The 17,186-nt window shown below is 72.4% G+C and carries 13 protein-coding genes and 1 pseudogene; 4 read left to right on the forward strand and 10 right to left on the reverse strand.

All coding sequences use genetic code 11. From position 1 onward, the window contains the following. The first annotated feature begins 126 nt into the window (after positions 1 to 126). Positions 127 to 1,479, forward strand: coding sequence for a type VII secretion integral membrane protein EccD (eccD, locus tag ACZ6TI_RS40110; RefSeq protein ID WP_465350499.1), 1,353 nt, complete (start codon positions 127 to 129; stop codon positions 1,477 to 1,479). Position 1,480: 1 nt separating this feature from the next. Further along, entirely contained in the window at positions 1,481 to 2,911 is a 1,431-nt protein-coding gene (gene eccB / locus ACZ6TI_RS40115) for a type VII secretion protein EccB (RefSeq protein WP_465350500.1), read from the forward strand. A gap of 709 nt (positions 2,912 to 3,620) precedes the next feature. Here eccB and ACZ6TI_RS40120 read toward each other — a convergent pair. From ACZ6TI_RS40120 to eccCa, 4 genes and pseudogenes are all read right to left on the reverse strand, one after another. Beyond that, positions 3,621 to 4,232, reverse strand: a pseudogene (locus ACZ6TI_RS40120) (cytidylate kinase family protein); the annotation flags it as partial. Between the two features lie 72 nt (positions 4,233 to 4,304). Then, the gene (locus ACZ6TI_RS40125; RefSeq protein ID WP_465350501.1) at positions 4,305 to 5,684 is read right to left on the reverse strand and encodes a hypothetical protein; all 1,380 of its coding nucleotides are present in this window, start codon (positions 5,682 to 5,684) and stop codon (positions 4,305 to 4,307) included. After that, positions 5,666 to 5,989 carry a hypothetical protein gene (locus tag ACZ6TI_RS40130; RefSeq protein ID WP_465350502.1) on the reverse strand — a complete coding sequence of 108 codons (324 nt, stop codon included), beginning with the start codon at positions 5,987 to 5,989 and terminating at the stop codon, positions 5,666 to 5,668. Before ACZ6TI_RS40130 ends, ACZ6TI_RS40125 begins: the two co-directional genes overlap by 19 nt. A gap of 74 nt (positions 5,990 to 6,063) precedes the next feature. Beyond that, positions 6,064 to 9,942, reverse strand: a complete 3,879-nt coding sequence (gene eccCa / locus ACZ6TI_RS40135) for a type VII secretion protein EccCa (RefSeq protein WP_465350503.1) — start codon at positions 9,940 to 9,942, stop codon at positions 6,064 to 6,066. 132 nt (positions 9,943 to 10,074) lie between these two features. Here eccCa and ACZ6TI_RS40140 point away from each other — a divergent pair, with 132 nt between their 5' ends. Then, positions 10,075 to 10,410, forward strand: a complete 336-nt coding sequence (locus tag ACZ6TI_RS40140; protein WP_465350504.1) for a WXG100 family type VII secretion target — start codon at positions 10,075 to 10,077, stop codon at positions 10,408 to 10,410. 11 nt (positions 10,411 to 10,421) lie between these two features. Continuing rightward, a complete protein-coding gene (locus ACZ6TI_RS40145; protein ID WP_465350505.1) occupies positions 10,422 to 10,718 on the forward strand; it encodes a WXG100 family type VII secretion target in 297 nt (98 codons plus the stop codon). A gap of 62 nt (positions 10,719 to 10,780) precedes the next feature. On the opposite strand, the gene ACZ6TI_RS40150 is transcribed toward ACZ6TI_RS40145, so the two are convergent. From ACZ6TI_RS40150 to ACZ6TI_RS40175, 6 genes are read right to left on the reverse strand one after another with little or no spacing between them, the layout of a single operon-like run. Then, entirely contained in the window at positions 10,781 to 12,160 is a 1,380-nt protein-coding gene (locus tag ACZ6TI_RS40150) for an MATE family efflux transporter (protein WP_465350600.1), read from the reverse strand. Further along, positions 12,103 to 13,086 (reverse strand): phosphotransferase family protein, encoded by a 984-nt coding sequence (locus ACZ6TI_RS40155; protein WP_465350506.1) that lies wholly within the window; start codon positions 13,084 to 13,086, stop codon positions 12,103 to 12,105. The genes ACZ6TI_RS40150 and ACZ6TI_RS40155 overlap by 58 nt, the downstream gene beginning before the upstream one ends. A gap of 25 nt (positions 13,087 to 13,111) precedes the next feature. Beyond that, positions 13,112 to 14,326: a type VII secretion-associated serine protease mycosin gene (mycP, locus tag ACZ6TI_RS40160; RefSeq protein ID WP_465350507.1), complete on the reverse strand. Its 1,215-nt coding sequence runs from the start codon at positions 14,324 to 14,326 to the stop codon at positions 13,112 to 13,114. Positions 14,327 to 14,374: 48 nt separating this feature from the next. Next, a complete protein-coding gene (locus ACZ6TI_RS40165; protein ID WP_465350508.1) occupies positions 14,375 to 15,382 on the reverse strand; it encodes an LLM class flavin-dependent oxidoreductase in 1,008 nt (335 codons plus the stop codon). A 14-nt stretch (positions 15,383 to 15,396) separates the two neighbouring features. Further along, positions 15,397 to 16,245: a carbohydrate ABC transporter permease gene (locus ACZ6TI_RS40170; protein ID WP_465350509.1), complete on the reverse strand. Its 849-nt coding sequence runs from the start codon at positions 16,243 to 16,245 to the stop codon at positions 15,397 to 15,399. Continuing rightward, a complete protein-coding gene (locus ACZ6TI_RS40175; RefSeq protein WP_465350510.1) occupies positions 16,242 to 17,021 on the reverse strand; it encodes a carbohydrate ABC transporter permease in 780 nt (259 codons plus the stop codon). The genes ACZ6TI_RS40170 and ACZ6TI_RS40175 overlap by 4 nt, the downstream gene beginning before the upstream one ends. Positions 17,022 to 17,186: the final 165 nt, after the last annotated feature.

Here is a 17,186-nt window from a genome sequence, read left to right on the forward strand (position 1 = left end):
CTCATCCTCGTGTCCGCTTGCGGCCGAGCCCGTCCGCGGCCCGGCCGACCCGACCATCGTAGGAAGGAGATCCGCGAAGTGACACCGCCCGGCAGGATGCTGCCGAGTCCGGAGGGGACGGCGACGATGACGACCGCCAGCGTGGCGCCGATGACGAGCGTGGTGCGGGTGACCGTGGCGGCGCCGACCCGCCGGATCGACCTGGCACTGCCGGAGCGTGCCCCGGTCGCGGAGATGCTGCCCGGTCTGCTGCGCCGGGCCGGGGAACTGGACGATCTGCCGGACGGCGGGTGGCTGCTGCGCCGCGCCGACGGCGACCCGCTGCATCCCGGGCGCACGCTGGCCGAGCAGCACGTCCGCGACGGCGAGGTGCTGCATCTGGTGCCCGGCTCGCTGGACTGGCCGGAGCTCGAGTACGACGACCTGGTGGACGCGATCGCCGGGGGAGCGAGCCGCACCGGCCGGCTCTGGCAGCCCCGGCACACCCGGCTGGCCGGGCTCGCCGCCGCCGGACCGGCCGTGCTGCTGCTCCTGGCCGCGGTGCTGCGCGCCGGTCCGCCGTGGTCCGGTCCCGGCCAGGCGGCCCTGATCGTCGCCGCGGTGCTGCTGCTCGGCGGGACGCTGCTGGCCCGGGTGGCCGGCGACGCCGGAGCGGGCGCGGTGCTGGCCGCCCTGGCGTTGCCGGCCGCGTTCGTGGGCGGCGGACTGCTGCTCGGCGGGCCGCTGCTGGGCGGATGCGCGGCGCTGCTGGTCGCGGCGGTGGCCGGTGCGCTCGGCGTGATGGACCGGCTGCCGATCTTCGTCGCCGCGGCCACCGTGGCGCTGCTCGGCGGTCCGGCCGCGGGCGCGGTGGCGCTGGGGCTCGCCACCGGGCCGGGGGTGGCGGCGGTGACCGCGGCGGTGGTCTTCCTCTTCACGCCGCTGCTCGGGTCGCTGGCCGCGCGGCTCGGCCGGCTGCCGATGCCGATGCTCCCGCGCACCGCGGCCGACCTGGTCCGGGACGATCCGCAGCCGCCACGGCCGGCGGTCAACGCGGCGGTGCTGCGCGCCGACGCCCTGCTGACCGGGATGATCGCCGGCGGCGCGGTGGTCGCATCCGTCGCCGCCGCGGTGCTCGCCACCGATCTGGGCGTCTCCGGGGTGATCCTGCTCGGGTTGCTGGCGCTCGGCTTCGGCGTACGCGCGCGTCTCTATCCGGCCGTGCGCCACCGCCTGCCGATCCTGATCGCGGCCGTGACCACCGCCGGAGCCCTGATCGCCGGCTGGTCCGCGCTGCGCCCACTCGGCACCGCCGTGCCCGTCCTGCTCGCGGTGACCGCCCTGGCCGTGCTGGCGGCCATGGTCTACAGCAGACGCCCGGCCGGCGCGGCGATGTCCCGCTACGCCGAGATCGCCGAGATCCTCATCGTGCTCGCCTGCGTGCCGGTCGTCTGCGCGGTGCTGCAGCTCTACGGCCTGGTCCGCGGGCTGGGCGGCTGACGTGGCGACCCGGCGCGATCAGCTGCAGGCACAGCGTTTCCTCGCCCAGCGGGTGCACTCCGCGCTGGTGGTCCGCGAGACCGACCCCGAACAGCCGCCCTTCCGCCGCCCGTCGGCCGCCGCGTTCGGCAGCGTCGCCCTCGCGGTGGTCGCCCTGCTCGCGGCCGGCGTCTACGGTTTCCTCAACCCCGGCGGCAACCGTTCCTGGCAGGCCGGCGACGCGGTCATCGTGGTCAAGGAGACCGGCGCCCGCTACGTTTTCGTCGACGAGCGCCTGCACCCGGTCCTCAACTACACTTCCGCGCTGCTCGCCCTCGGCCGGTCCGCGGAGACCCGCACGGTGTCCCGCGAGTCCCTGATCGACGTGCCACGCGGCCCGAGCATCGGCATCCCCGACGCCCCCGACACCCTGCCCGCCGCCGCCCGCCTGTTGACCACGGGTTGGAGCCTCTGCTCACGCCCCGCCGCGGACCGCACCGGCGCCGCCGTCGACGAATCGGTCCTGCTGGCCGGCACGGACCCGGTCGGCGCCCGCCCGGTCGGCGACGAGGCCCTGCTGGTCGAGGTGCCGGCCACCGGCGACCAATACCTGATCTGGCACGGCCACCGCCATCGCATCAACCAGGCCGACACGGTCGCGGTCGCCCTGGCGCTGCGCGCCGAAACCCGGGCCCGGGTGGGTTCCGCGCTGGTCGACATCCTCCCGGCGGGCGAGACCATCGCCCCTTTGCCGGTACGCGACGCGGGCCGCCCGTCAACGGCCGTCCCCAGCCGATCCGAGCTGCGCATCGGGCAGCTGCTGGTGGTGTCGACCCCCGCCGGCGACCAGCACTACCTGGTGGAGAGCGACCGCCTGCGCCCGATCACCGAACTCCAGTACGACCTCCAGCTGGCCGCACCCGGCACCGCCGCGGCCTACCCCGGCAACGAGCCGGCCGGCATCCCCCTGAACGCGGCGGTCGCGGCAACCGCACGCCAGCAGCCCGGTCTGGCGTCCGCGGGCGCACCGGCGCCGGCCCGCCGCCCCGACTTCAGCGGCGGCACCGTGCCGGTCTGCGTGACCTACGACGACAACGTCCCGGTGCCCCGCGTCCGCATCGGCGGCCAACTCCCACCCCCATCGGCCAGCGTGCCCACCGAGGGCCGCACCCGCGAGGGCATGCCACTGGCCGACCGGATCTACGTGCCACCGGGCCGGGCCGCGGTGGTCGAGGTCCTGCCCAGCAGCGACGCGGCCTCCGGAACGCTGGTTCTGGCCACCGACCAGGGCCAGGCGTTCCCCCTGGCGAACCGCGAGGTCTTGACGATCCTGGGCTATGCGGGCACCCGCCCGGTCCGCCTGCCGGCCGGCCTGATCACCAGAATGCCGATGGGCAGCGGCCTGGACCCGGCAGCCGCCCGAGCCCCGACGTCGGCCGCCGCCGACCGCTGACCGCTTGCTCTGCACACATATACGCAACACCCCCGCCGGGGAGCCGGGGCACACCGGCGGGGTCGTCCTGACTTGGTGTCCGGCAGTGGCAGGTCGGCCGCACCGCGCGCGGGTGTTGCCTATGGGTGTGCAGAGCAAGGGCAGTGCGGCTCGTGACAGAGCACCCCAACAGTCCTGAGTGGATGGATAGGAAGCCGGGTCTTGGTGTCCGTCACCGAATCGGCGATGTCGTACCCTCTCGCTAGGTTGCGGCGATGAGTCGTGACGAGTTGCAGCGGCAGTCGCTGGAGGCTGCGTTGGGCGACGTTGGTGCTGCCCTAGCCCGTCCGGCCGCTGCCTGCGTCCGCTCATACCATCCCGACCACCCACCGGGCCTGGGACTGTCCTACGCCGCGATCGCCGACCCCGCGGCTCCGCTGATGCCCGAGCCGGGTCAGCCCGCCGCCTGGACAAGCCTGGATCACTTGTGGGAGCGCTGCTTTCCCGACGACCGATCCCGCATTCGCCGGCATGCGCGGTGGCTGGCCGGCATCGCCACATCCGAGTGGTCAAACCACTTGCGCGATCGACCTACCTGACATGCCGGGACCGACCACCACGGTCCTGGCCGGCCTGCGGCTCCGGTCAGCCGATGCTCCCACCGCCCGGCGTGTGTCGAAACTCGAGCATCCACCTCTGGTGGTGTCAGAACTGAGGGAAGAATTCGACGTCAGCGCCCCTCACGTCTTCGGGCCTCCCAGACCGGCTGCTGGGGCTCGTCGTTGTGCACGATGATGTCGGCGAGATCGGTCGGACGGACCGTCGCAAAGTAGAGCTCTTGTGAGGGGATGTAACGGTCGCGCCAGCGCCGTTGGACCTCGGCCTGAGATGACACCCGGCTCTCTCGGATCACAGCACGATCCACGGTCTTCTCGAGCGCGGTCGACACGAACATGCGCAGGTCCCACCGATCAATCAGTCCCGGGCGCAGGAGGAAGACGCCGTCGAAGACCAGGATGGCGTCGGCGGCGGCGGTCGTGACCGGTGGAGACAGCACAGTGTCCGTCGTGTGGTCGTAGACCGCGTGCTGGAAGCGTCGATCTCCGACCGGCCCGAGAGGATCGAGCAGAACCCGGTTCAGTGCTGCGTAGTCGTGGGTGTCGAAGTAACAGCCTTCGGCTGAGAATTCACCGCGTGGATAGCGCTGTGCCCGAGGGAAAAGAAAGGTGTCGATCGTTGCGCGGATGACCTCACGGCCCTGTTCTCGCAGAAGTACGGCCAACTCATCGGCGAGGGTGGTCTTGCCGGCGGCGGGCGGCCCGTCGACGGCAACCCGTGTGGGTGATGTGTATTCGTGCTCAGAGCAGAGGGGCCAAGGCCGGCCCCGGTCGGGGCCGGCCTGTGGGTCTCCCGGTTAGCGGCGGCGGCTGGTGAAGGGGCTCGGCGGGCGGGCGGTTTGCCAGAGGTCTTCGTTCAGCGGGGGCTCGGTGGACTCCTGGTCCTGGCGGGGGCCTGTCAGGAAGTCGGGGGTTTCGTCCAGGGCGCCGGTGCGGCCGCGCAGGGCAGGGGGGACTCCGGGGATTGACTTGAGGGGGCGGGAGCGGTGAGGGCTCTCCTGGTCGCCTGGTCTTGGGTCGCCGTTGTTTCGGTTGCGGGCTCCGTGCAGGCCGGCGCCCAGCAGGCCGGGGAACAGGCGGGTTGGACCGGTGGTGGCACCGGCCGCCGCCGTCGGGGGTGAGCCGGCGGCGACCGGTGGCATCTGGCCGCCGGCCAGCGGCGGGGCGCCGGCTATGGTGCGGCCGGCCTGCGGGATCATCCCGGCGGCGCCGGCGCTGGCCACTGTCGGGATACGGGCGCCGCTGCCGCCGAGGCCGACTGGAGAAGGTCGGCCGCCGAGACCGACTGGAGAAGGCCGGCCGCCGACTGGGGAAGGCCCGCCGCCGCCCAAGCCGGCCGCGACCGGCGGGATCAGGCTGGCACCCAGTGGTGGGACGAAAGTCGCCGGGCCGACCGGTGGGGTGACCGGAGAGATGCCGGCGGCGACCGGAGAAGGACCGCCCGCCAGGCTGGGTTCTCCGATGCCGACCGGGGCGATCCCGGAAGGCGCCCCCGCGTTGGCGGGCGCGGTCCCGGCCGCGGCCAGGGGTGAGACGGCAGCCGTGCCGTCGGCGGGAGTGGGGGCGGGAGCCGGGCCTGCGGCCTTGGTCGTGGCGGCGTCCGCGCCGAGAGTCGCGCCGGCGGCCGCGCCCGCGACGGCGGGGCCGTCCCAGGGGGTGCCGTCGGCTGCGCCGGTGATGCGGGTGGCCGCTTCGGTGAAGCGGGCGTCCAAAGTGCGCAGCAGGTTTGCGGTCTCCTGGACGATCGCGGCCAACTGGGTGGTGATCGCGTCGACCGCGGCCACGGCGGTGGGGCTTGCCGCCACCGCGCCGAGCTGTTCGACCAGGGCCACGAAGCGGTCCCACTGGGCGCGGACCGCGTCGACCGTGGTGCGCACCAACGTTGCCAGATCCGTTACCAGGGTGGGGATGTCGGCCGCGGCCAGGGTCTGCTGCCAGCTCTGGACCGTGGTCGAGCTGCGGTCCAGACGTTCGGCGTAGAGCTGGCCCGCCTCGTCCGGCCAGCCGGGGCCGATCTCGCCGGCCTTCTGGCGCAGCAGGGCCTCGGTGTCGGCCAGGCCGGTCTGCACGGCGGCCCAGGACTGGCGGCTGCGGGACAGCGGGTCGACGTGCGCCAGTTGCGCTTCGGCCTGCTGATAGAGCTCCTGCATCAGGCGGATCAGCTCAGCGATGCCCATGGTCCACTCCCGAACGTGTCCTTCGCGGTCTGGTTGGCGTCCGTGTAGAGGCCCGCGCTTTCGCGCGCCACCGACGCGTACGCCTGGATGCCCTGCTCGACCTCCGTACAGAAGGCCGTGATCTGGTCTGCCACCTGGACCACCGCCGTGCTGAACGCCTGGCACCCGGGCAGCGGGACGCCGCAGGCGGGCGCCAGAGCTCGCGCCTCGGCCGCCGCCGCCTTCGCGGTCGTGACCACCGCCGGGTCGAGCTGGTTGGCGACGTCGAGCAGATAGCCCGTGTCCGCCTCGATGAATCCCGCCATCACTGACACCTCCGGATTACAGGGAAACAGGGAACTGGATAGGTCCACGGTGGACGGCAACTACCGGCCATGCCTCACTCCGACGGGGGTGACCAGGCGATCTGGATCATGCGGGGCGGGTCTCCTCGGGTGATCAGGCGACCCCGGCCGGGTGGGAGCGTCTCCGGCTTGAGGCCGCCGAGCAGCGGGCCCTCGCCGCGGTCGCCGGAGAGCAGCAGGCCGGGCGAGCCGACGTCGCGCAGCCGGGCCATGAACGGTTCGAACAGCGCCCGCCCGGCACCGCCGGTGCGCCGCGTGACGACCACGTGCAGGCCCAATTCCCGGCCCTGGGGCAGGTATTCGAGCAGCGGCTGCAGCGGGTTGTCCAGCGGGCTGACCACCATGTCGTAGTCGTCCACCAGGATGAACAGCTCGGGCCCGCTCCACCACGACCGGCGGCGCAGCTGCTCGGGGGTGATGTCCGGGCCGGGCGCCCGCTCCTTCATGCCCCGTGCCGCCTCGGTCATCAGCCGCCGGGTCGCCGTGCCGTCGGTGCCGTGGCCGAGCAGGTGCGTCGCCGGCACCTCGCCGAGCAGGCTGCGCCGGTGGTCGACCAGGATGATGCGGGCCTGCGACGGCGTGTGCGAGGCGGTGATGCGGCGGACCAGCGTACGCAAGAAGGCGGTTTTGCCTGCCTTGGAGTCGCCGAGCAGCAGCAGGTGCGGCTCGGCTCCGAAGTCGACGTGTGCCGGGGCCAGGTCCTGCTCGGCGATGCCCACCGACAGCGTCAGGCCCTCGTCGACCGTGGGCAGCGCGGTGACCGGCACGGTGGTGGGCAGCAGGCGCACCCGGGGGGCCTGCTCGTCGGCCGGCCAGGTGTCCGCGACCCGCCGCACCAGGTCCGCCGTCGCCTCGCGCAGGCCCTGCTCCGTGCGCACGCCGTCGATCCGGGGCAGCGCCAGCAACATCTGGTGCTTGGTGGCGGCGACCCCGCGGCCGGGCGCGTCCTTCGGCACCAGCTGCGCCTGCACCCGGTCGATCGCGGTGTCCACCGGGTCGCCGAGCCGCAACTCGATCCGGCTGCCGAAGAGGTCACGGGTGGCCGGTCGCAGGTCGAAGGATCGGCCGCAAGCGGCGACGACGTGTACGCCGTAGGCCAGCCCCCGCGCCGCCAGATCCGCCGCCACCTCCTCCAGGTCCTCGAACTCCTTGCGCAGCGTGGCCCAGCCGTCGATCACCAGGAACACGTCGCCGTAGTGGTCGTCGGCGAACTCGCCGCGGGCGCGCGCCGCGCGATAGGACGCGATCCCGTCCACCTCGTGCTCGGCGAACCGCCGCTCCCGCTCGGCGAGCAGCGAGGCGACCTGCGCGACGGTACGCCGCACCGCCCCCGCGTTCTGCCGGTGCGCCACCCCGCCCACGTGCGGCAGCCCGCGCAGCGCCGACAGAGCGCCACCACCGAAGTCGAGGCAGTAGAACTGCACGTCGCGCGGCCGGTTGGTGAGGGCCAGCGCGGCGATCAGCGTGCGCAGCGCGGTGCTCTTGCCGGACCGCGGGCCGCCGGTCACCACCACGTGCCCGGCGCCCGCCGACAGGTCCAGTTCGAGCGGATCGCGCCGCTGGTCGAGCGGCCGGTCGACGATGCCGATCGCGGCCCGCAGCGCGCCCGAGGCGGGCAGCGCGTCCAGCGTGGGCGGATCATCCAGCGGCGGCAGCCACACCTGATGCGCCGGTGTGCCCTGCCCGGTCAGCCGTCCGACCAGGATGTCGAGCAGGCTGTCGCCGGTGTCCGGCTCCGCGGCGACCGGCGTCTCGGTCACCGGCGGCGGCAGATAGGCCGTGGTCCAGTCCAGCATCTCCACCCGGTCGGCGTCCTCGACCGACGGCGGCGCGGTCTCGGCTCGCACGTGCACGCCGGAGACATAGGCGGACTTGAAGCGGATCAGCGGCTCGGTGCCGAACTGGAAATAGCCGTGCCCCGGCGCCCGCGGCAGCTCGAACGCGTCGGTCACCCCGATCACCGTGCGGCTCTCCGCCGCCGAGAAGGTGCGCAATCCGATCCGGTACGACAGATGCCCGTCCAGCCCGCGCAGCCGCCCCTCCTCGAGCCGCTGCGACGCCAGCAGCAGGTGCACGCCCAGCGATCGGCCCAACCGTCCGATCTGGACGAACATGTCGATGAAGTCGGGCTTCTTGGACAGCAGCTCGCTGAACTCGTCGCACACCACCAGAAGCGTCGGCACCTCGGGCAGCGGGGCGCCGGCCGCCCGGGCACGCTCGTACTCGTGGAAGGAGCTGAAGTTGCCGGCCGCCCGCAGCAGCTCCTGGCGGCGGATCAGCTCGCCGTTGAGGGCGTCGGTCATCCGGTCCACCAGCGGCAGCGCGTTCTGCAGGTTGGTGATCACCGCGCTGGTGTGCGGCAGCGCGTCCATCCGGGCGAAGGTGGCGCCGCCCTTGAAGTCGATCAGCGCGAAGTTCAGTGTGCTCGGCGAGTGCGTGATGGCCAGCGCCAGCACCAGCGTGCGCAGCAGCTCGCTCTTGCCGGATCCGGTGGCCCCGATCAGCAGACCGTGCGGGCCCATCCCGTCCAGCGCCGACTCCTTGAGGTCCACCTCGACCGGGGCACCGTCCGCGCCGATCCCGAAGCGCACCCGCAGCTTGTCGCGGGCCGGCCGGGGACGCCAGGTCTGCGCCGGGTCGAACTCCCGCGGGTCGCCGAGGCCGAGCAGGTCGGCCAGCCCGTGGTCGGCGGAAAGCGCCGGCTCGCTCAGGTCCGCGCTGCTCAGCCGCAACGGCGCGAGCTGGCGGGCCAGCGCCTCGGCCTCGACCGGCAGCAGCCCGTCGGCGGCGCCGATGGGGTCGCGTCCGATGAGCAGCTCGCCGGCCGCCGAGACCTCGAGCACCAGCGTGCTGCGGTCCAGTGCCCGTGGCGCCGGCCCGAGGTCGATCACCACCACACCCTCCAGCCCGCCGCCGGTGGCCAGGTGCTCGGAGCCGTGTGTGGCGCCGCCGTCGAAGACCACCACGATCTGCGGGCCGCCGACCGCGCCGCGCCCGTCCGGGTCGAACCGCGGCCGCGCGGCGAGCACCCCGGCCAGCATCGTCTCCAGCACCGCCAGCGAGGGCGCGACCAGCCGCACCGGCCCGACCGCGTCGGTCAGCTCCGGGTGGTGCGCGTGCGGCAGCCACTTCACCCAGTCCCACGCGGCCATCCGGTCCGGCGCGGCGCACACCGCAATCCGGACGTCGTCCGGCGCGTGCATCGTGGCCAGCTGGCCGAGCATCGCGCGGACCAGGGCGGCGGCACGCTCGCGGTCGCCCTGCACGTGGATCCGGGCGAACCCGGTGAGCGGCATCGCGAGCGGCAGGTCGGGCACCTCCGCATAGGTGCGGATGAACCGGCGCAACGCCAGCGCGGACAGTGGTTCGAGCTGTTCCAAGGGCTTGGTGCTGGGCGGGACCAGTTCGGTGGACGGCTCCTGCGGGCCGGCACCGACGCGCACCACCGCGAAGTCCTCGTCGTCGCCGCGCCGCTCCCACAGCCGCGGGCTCGCCGCCACCGCCCACAGCTGGTCCGGCGCCGGGTGCAGGAAGGCGGTCGCCGCGCGTTGCCGCTCGATGTCGCGGCGCATCCGGATCCGGTGCTGGGCGAGCCGGCGCAGGTAGAGCCGCCGGGCGTGGGCCATCGTGGCGTTGCTCGGCCCGCCGCTCTTGAGCACCGCGACCAGCACCAGGATCAGCACCACCGCGCCGATCACGGCATAGATGATCAGGCGCACGGTGGGGCTCGCCGAGTTCGAGTACATCAGCAGCACGGCGGACAGGATCACCACCATCGGCAGCAGGGTCAGCGCCTGTGCCCAGGGGCGTTCCGCGGGCGGCGGGATCTCCGGCGGCGCCTCCAGGATCAGTTCGCCCGAGGGCAGCTCCGGGGCCGGTCGCCGCGCCGGTCGCCGTACGGTCACCATCGCCATGCGTCGATGGTGGCCGTCACCGGGCCGCGATCCTGACCACTGGCAGGAACATGTCGAGCCGCGCATCTTCCATCGACGGCCACCTACCTTCGGTCCTCATCAGACGCATCACCTCCGGAAGGGGACAAGCTCGTGGCTGGAGATCAGCTTCACGGCATGACCGAGAGCCTGGATCGCGCCGCCGCCACCGCCGGCACCGTCGCGGACAGCATCAACGGCCACATGGCGGCGCTGCGGCCGGTCGTCGAGGGGATGCGCGGTCAGTGGGAGGGCACCGCCCGGGTGGCCTTCGAGAACGCGCACCAGCAGTGGGAGCAGGGCATGGTCCGGTTGTGCACGGCGATGCGCACGCTGGGCGAGAACACGGCGTACTCGTCGAACGTCTACACCGAGGTGGACGCCACCAACAGCAGCGCGCTCAACCAGGTCGCCTCGATGGGCGCCTTCGGCGGACAGCTCCGGGCTTAGGGGATATCGACATGCTGATCAAGGGAAACTTCGGCCAGATGGACGCGATGGCCGATCAGATCGTCGCCACGGTCGGGCACGTGCAGCAGGAGATGGACGACTGGGCCAGCATGGCGGGCGCCACCACGGCGGACTGGATGGACGGCGCCGGCAACGAGTTCAGCGAGGTCAACGCCGCCTGGAGCCAGGTGTCCCAGGCGCAGCAGACGATGCTCACCGCGCTGCGTGGCGGTGTGCAGCAGGCCAGCACCGAGATGCAGGGCGCGTTGGCCAGCGCCATGAAGCGGGTGGCGAGCACGGGTATCTGACGCGACGGGACGGTTCCGTTGCCGCTCTGCCACAAATACGCAACAACCTTGGGTACGCCCGGCTACCGCCGGGACACCACCAGCAGTGTCCCGGCGGCCGCGGCCGTGAGGATCTCGCCCGCGGCCAGGCCGGCCCAGACCCCGTCGTCGCCGCCGAGATGGCCGAGGACGAGCACCAGCGGCGCCTTGATGAGCAGCAACGACCCGGCCGAGATCAGATAGGCCGGCGTCGCCCGGCCCAGAGACTGGAAGTAGGCCGAGACGAGCGGGCCCACCCCGGCGACCGCGACCCCGATCGCGATGACGCGCAGGGCCCGCTCGGTGACCGGCGCAATGACCGGATCGTCGACGAAGATCGCGACCAGCGGCCCGGTGCCCACGATGACGGCGAGCGCGGCCGCGACGCCGTATCCGATGGTGGCCCGCAGGGCGAGGGTGCGCGCCCGCCGGACCCGGTCGTGCAGCCGCCGCCCGGCGTTGTAGCCGACGACGGGTTGCAGGCCCTGACTGATGCCGAGCTGCGGCATGAAGACGAAGGTCTGGATGCGCGCGCAGATCGCATAGGCGGTCAGCGCGATCGCCCCGGCGGTGACGGCGAGGATGTTGTTGACCAGCACGGCGAGCAGGGTCGCGCCGAAGCCGGCCAGGAACGAGGGCGCGCCGACGCCGAGCAGGGCCCGCACGGTCGGCCAGTGCGGGCGCAGGTCGCGGGCGGTGATCCGATAGGGACGAGGACGGCGGCCGAAGAAGAACCACATGGCCATCGCGGTGGAGACCGCCTGGCCGAGGACCGTGCCGAGCGCGGCGCCGCGGACGCCCAGCTCCAGCCCGTAGATGAACAGCGGATCCATCAGGATCTGGACCAGGATGGCGACCACCCAGATCATCGTGGCGAAGCGCATGGCGCCTTCGGCGCGGACCAGGCTGGAGAAGCCGGTCGCGACCAGGGAGCCGCAGAGCAGCACCACGGCGTAGTCGCGGGTCAGACCCCGGGTGTCGGACGTGGCGCCGAGGGCGGTCAGCAGTGGTTCGAGGGCGAGCAGGCCGGTGACGGTGACCGTGACGGCGGTGAGCCAGAAGACGGCGAAGGCGTTGCCGGCGGCCCGGGCGGCGCCGGCCGGGTCGTCCGCGCCGAGGCGACGGGAGACCAGCGAGGCGCCGCCGGCCCCGACCGTGGTCGCCACGGCTCCCAGGATCAGCAGGACCGGGGCGGCGAGGTTCACCGCGGCCATCGCGTCGGCGCCCACCCCGCGGGCGACGAACCAGGCGTTGGTCAGGGCGTAGATCCCGTAGACGCTGACCGCGAGCGTGGTCTGCGAGCAGGTGTGCCACAGCAGCCGGCCGATCGGGCGGGTGCCGAGCGCACCCGCGCCGTCGATCGGTTTCAGCGGGCGTCCCGGCCGAACAGGGCCATCACCTCGCGCAGGCGTTCGCGGGCCCAGTCGTACTGTCCGGTGTCGGTGTGGCCGCGGTACTCGGTCTCGATGATCATGATGAGGGCCAGGTAGAGGGTGTAGAGCCTGCGCCGCAGCCGCTCGCCGGCGGTGAACTCGGTGCGTCCGTAGCCGCGGATGAAAGCCGCCGGGTCGCCGAACGCGGTCGAGTCGAGGGCGGTGAAGCCGGCCTCGATCAGCGGGTCGCCGCAGAAGGCGCGTTCGTGGTCGATGATGCAGACGATCCGGCCGTCCCGGACCAGCACGTTGCTGTCCCACAGATCCCACTCGACGAACCGGGGTTCGGTGACCTCATCGAGGCAGTGCGCGTGGGCGGCGATCAGGTCCCGGACGACCCGGTAGTCGTAGCCGAGCCGGACGTCGCGGCGCTCCCCGTCGTCCAGCACGCCGCCGATCATCCGGCCGAAGCAGGCCCGCCAGGTCGGTTCGCCCGGCCCGGCCAGGGGACCGAAGGCCGCGCCCCGGATCTCGTTGAGCTCGCGGGTGACGGCGCCGAGAGCCTCGCCGAGAGCGATCTGCTCGGCCGCCGGCAGCGTGTCCCGGACGATGCCGAGGTTGTCCGCGTCGACGAACGGCATGAAGAAGTAGTCGGCGTCGCACAGCTCGCGGGTGCGGTCCGCGAAGTCGACCGCCGGCACCGGCACACCGGTGTGCTCGCGGACCAGGTCGAGGGCGGCCAGTTCGATGTCCATCGCGCCACGCTCGTAGGTCATGACCTCGATCCGCGGCGGCGGCGCGATCTTCAGCACCACCTCCCGGCCGTCGCGCAGCCGGATCCGGTACGCGACGTTGAACCAGCCGTGCCCGAGCTCGCTGATCGCATCGCCGCCGGGCACCTGATCGGGACCGTAGGCCCGCGCGACCATCGCGCACAGCGTCTCGTGCGGCTGCCGGTTCTTGGTGATGCTCTCCATGAGTTCCGCACGCTAGCCCGGAAACTCAGAAGAGGCGATCCGGCACCTCGGCGACGGCGGGCCGATCCACCGGCGCCGGCGCTCGCCGCACCTGCCAGCCCGAGCGCCGTCCGCGCCAGGCCACCAGCGCCAGGAACAGCAGCGCGGCGACGACGGCGAGGGCGATGCCGAGGATCCGCACGACCGGCAACGGCGCGGGCGGAGGCGGCGGCATGGTGATCCGCAGCGCCGGCAGCGCGGCCGGCCCCGACGCCTCCAGCCCGTCGGTCACCGCGCGATAGGGGCTGACCAGCCCGGCGCCGTAGGCGTTGCTGCCCCGGCCGCCGGGCATCGGCGTGGCCGTCGCCGTGATCCGAGCGGCCACCTGCGCGGCGCTCAGCTTGGGCCAGGCCGAGCGCACCAGCGCCGCGGTCGCCGCCACGAACGGCGCCGCGAAACTCGTGCCCCGCCAGTAGTCGTGGCCGCCGGCCCGGGTGGCCGCGAGTACGTCGTAGCCGGGCGCGACCAGGTCCACGTGCGGCCCGATCTGCGAGCTCGCCACCCGCACGCCCTGCTCGTCCACCGCGCCGATGCCGAGCACCTGCGGATAGCCGGCCGGGTACGCCCGCTGCGGCGCGTCACCCTGCTGCCCGTTGCCGGCCGCCGCCACCACGAGCACGTCCTTCTGCACGGCATAGGCCACCGCGTCCCGGATCAGCGGGTCGTCGCCGGTCCCGGCCAGCGACAGGTTCATCACCTGGGCGCCGCTGTCCGCCGCGTATCGGATGCCGCGGGCGAGCACCTGCGGGTCGATCTGGGCCACCGCGCCGCCGTCGGTGAGACCGCGGTCGCTGACCCGTACCGGGAGGATCGTGGCGCCGGGCGCGAGACCCGCGAATCCGACCCCCGTCATCGGCCGGGCCGCGATGATGCTCGCGACCGCGGTGCCGTGCGACTCGCAGTCGAAGTTGCCGGGCAGGTCGCCGATCAGGTGGAAGTCCTCGCCCGGCAGCACCACCCCGGGCCCGCGCAGCTGCGGATGGTCGGCGTCCACTCCGGAGTCCACCACGGCGACCGTGACACCGGCTCCCGAGCTGAACGGCAGCACCTTGGCCGCGTCGAGCACCAGCTGCGCCCACGGCTTGGCGGCCACCACCGGGTGCGGCGGATCGACCTCCGAGCCGCACGCGCCGGCCGGCGGCGCTCCGATCGGCAGCGGCCCGGCGAGCAGGATGGCGGTGAGTACCTGTGCGAGCCCCATGACGTCTCATCGTTTCGCCCGCCCGCCGATGCGGACCGGCGGTGGCCGCTACCGGCCGAGCAGAGGTGCCAGCGTGCCCGCCATGTCGGTGAGGATCTGCACGTAGTCGTCGTGCTCGAAGTCGAACGGCAGCGCGAACGCGACCTCGTCGACCTCGCGGAAGGCGGCGTTGGCGTGCAGTCTTTCGGCGAGTTCGGCGGAGCTGCCGACCAGGTCACGCGCGAACATCATCCGGGCCGGGCCCTGCGGCGTCGCGGTGCGCGGCGTGCGCTTCGCGGCGTACGCCCGATAGCGCTCTTTCTGAGCGGGAGTGGCGCTGTCCGTCGGGATGACGACCAGCCCCTGTGACACCCGGGCCCGCTCCCCATCGGGGTGCGCGGCGCGGAACGCCCGGATGTGGGAGAGCTGGATCGCCTCGAAGTCCTCCGACTCCTCGGCCCGCACCACGCTGCTGGTCAGGAAGTTCATCCCGTGCTCGCCGGCCCAGGTGGCGGACTTCAGGCCGGCGCCGCCGTACCAGAGCCGCGAGCCCAGCCCGGGGGAGTGCGGCTGCACCCGGTCGGAGAAGGCCTCGAAGCCCTCGGTGCCGCTGAACCCGGTGGCCGGCTCGCCGCGGACGAAACGCAGTAAGCGAGAAACGCGCTCATAGCTGAAGTCTTCCGAGGCGGCCGTGTCCGGGTACAGCGCCTCCTTGACCTCGTCCCAGCGCATCGGCGGGCCGACGCTGACGCCCGGGTTGAGCCGCCCGCCGGAGAGCAGGTCGACGGTCGCCAGGTCCTCCGCCAGCCGCAGCGGGTTTTCCCAGCCCAGCGGGATCACCGCGGTGCCGAGTTCGATCGTGCTGGTGCGCTGCGACGCGGCGGCGAGCACGGCGACCGGCGACGAGATGCCGAACTGCAGGTGCCGATGACGCACCCAGGCGCTGTCGAAGCCCAGCCGCTCGCCCAGCTCGATGATCTCCAGCGTCGACTCGTGCCCCCGCCGCGGGTCGGCCTCGTCGAACAGCCCGATGGTCAGGAAGCCCAGCTTGCGCAGCGGACGGGATGCATCGCTCACGTGATCATTAGAACTCAGCCCTTGACCGCCCCGGATGTCATGCCCGCCACAATCTGCCGGTTGAAGAAGATGAACATGATCAACGGCGGGATCGTGATCAGCAGGATGTTCATGAAGAGCAGGTTGTATTGCGTGGAGAACTGGCTCTGGAAGTTGAACAGGGTCAGCTGCACGGTGGCGTTCTGGTCGCCGGGCAGGAAGTACAGCGGGTTGGTGAAGTCGTTGAAGACGAACACCGCCTGCGCCACCACCGCCGTGATGATGGTCGGCCGCAGCAGCGGGAAGATGACCCGGAAGAACAGCCGCAACGGCCCGGCGCCGTCGATGATCGCGGCCTCGTCCAGCTCCCGCGGGATCGTCGAGATGAACGCCCGGAAGAGCAGCACGCAGAACGACATGCCGAAGGCGATCTCGACCAGGATCAGGCCCGGCATCGTGCGGAACAGCCCGAGCCTCTGCAGCACCCAGATGGTCGGCACCACGGCCGGCGGGATGATCAGCCCGGACAGCACCAGCACCTGCACCAGCCCGTTCCAGCGGCTGCGCTTGCGCTGCCAGACGAAGGCCACCATCGAGGCCAGGATCACCATGCCGGCCACGCTGGCCACGGTCAGGATCGTGCTGTTGATGAACGCGATGATCAGCATGTAGTCGCGGGCCTGCAGCACGTCCATGAAGTTCTGCGCGAACTGGAACTGCTGCGGCCAGGAGAAGTCCAGCAGCGAGGCCTGCTGGCTGCTCTTCACCGCGGTCAGCACGATGAACGCGAACGGCACCACGAACACCACGGTCGAGAGCAGCACGGCCAGGATGCTGAGCGGCAGATTGCGGCGGGGCTTGCGGGACACCGTGGTGGTGCTCACATCTCCACCTCCTTGCGGTTGAGGAAGCGCGACAGCGGCAGGATGATCGCCGTCACGACCAGGAAGAGCACCACGTTGCCGGCGGTGGACAGGCCGTAGAACCCGGCCTGATATTGCTTGTAGATGACCGACGCGATCACGTCGGTGGTGAAGCCGGGACCGCCGCGGGTCATCGCCCAGATCAGGTCGAAGGACCGCAGCCCGCCGATCAGCGACAGGATGATCACGGTGACCGTCGCGGGCCGGGCCAGCGGCAACACGATCCGCCGGAAGTTGTCCCAGGCCCCGGCGCCGTCGACCTTGGCCGCCTCGAAGTACTCCTGCGGGATCGAGACGATGCCGGCGATGTAGATCAGGGTGGCCAGGCCGACGCCCTTCCAGACGTCCACCAGCGCGACCGACAGCAGCGCGTAGCTCGGGTCGGTCAGCCAGCCCGGCCCGTCGATGCCGATCACGCCGAGCGCCTCGTTGATCACGCCGCGCTCGGGGTTCATCAGCACGGTGAAGGTGAGCCCGACGCCGATCGTGCTGACCAGCACCGGGAAGAACACCACCGACCGCAGGTAGCCGCGGGCCACGATCTGCGAGGTGAGCAGCACCGCCAGCAGCAGGCCGAGGACGACCTTGAGCGCGGAGGTCACCACGCCGTAGATCAGCGTGTGGGTGAGGCCGGAGACCAGCGCCGGCTCCCGGAAGAACGTGACGTAGTTGTCCAGCCCGATGAACCTGGAGTCGAAGATGCTCCACCGGGTCATGCTGAAGTAGAACGACGTCACGGTCGGGACGATGAACAGGACGCCGTAGATCACCGCCGCGGGCAGGAAGAACCAGTTCGAGTACGGGCTCCGGACCTTGGGGGGGGGGGGGGGGGTGGGGGGGGGGGGGGGGGGGGGGGAGGAGGGGGGGGGGGGGGGGGGGGGGGGGGGGGGTGCGGCACGAGC

Source organism: Actinoplanes sp. NPDC051388 (genome assembly GCF_055586225.1).

What these genes read in the sequence shown, in the direction of transcription:
- eccD (WP_465350499.1), top strand. Translation starts at nt 127, where the DNA reads ATGACGACCGCCAGCGTGGCGCCGATGACGAGCGTGGTGCGGGTGACC.
- ACZ6TI_RS40125 (WP_465350501.1), bottom strand. Translation starts at nt 5,684, where the DNA reads ATGGGCATCGCTGAGCTGATCCGCCTGATGCAGGAGCTCTATCAGCAG.
- ACZ6TI_RS40130 (WP_465350502.1), bottom strand. Translation starts at nt 5,989, where the DNA reads ATGGCGGGATTCATCGAGGCGGACACGGGCTATCTGCTCGACGTCGCC.
- eccCa (WP_465350503.1), bottom strand. Translation starts at nt 9,942, where the DNA reads ATGGCGATGGTGACCGTACGGCGACCGGCGCGGCGACCGGCCCCGGAG.
- ACZ6TI_RS40145 (WP_465350505.1), top strand. Translation starts at nt 10,422, where the DNA reads ATGCTGATCAAGGGAAACTTCGGCCAGATGGACGCGATGGCCGATCAG.
- ACZ6TI_RS40155 (WP_465350506.1), bottom strand. Translation starts at nt 13,086, where the DNA reads ATGGAGAGCATCACCAAGAACCGGCAGCCGCACGAGACGCTGTGCGCG.
- mycP (WP_465350507.1), bottom strand. Translation starts at nt 14,326, where the DNA reads ATGGGGCTCGCACAGGTACTCACCGCCATCCTGCTCGCCGGGCCGCTG.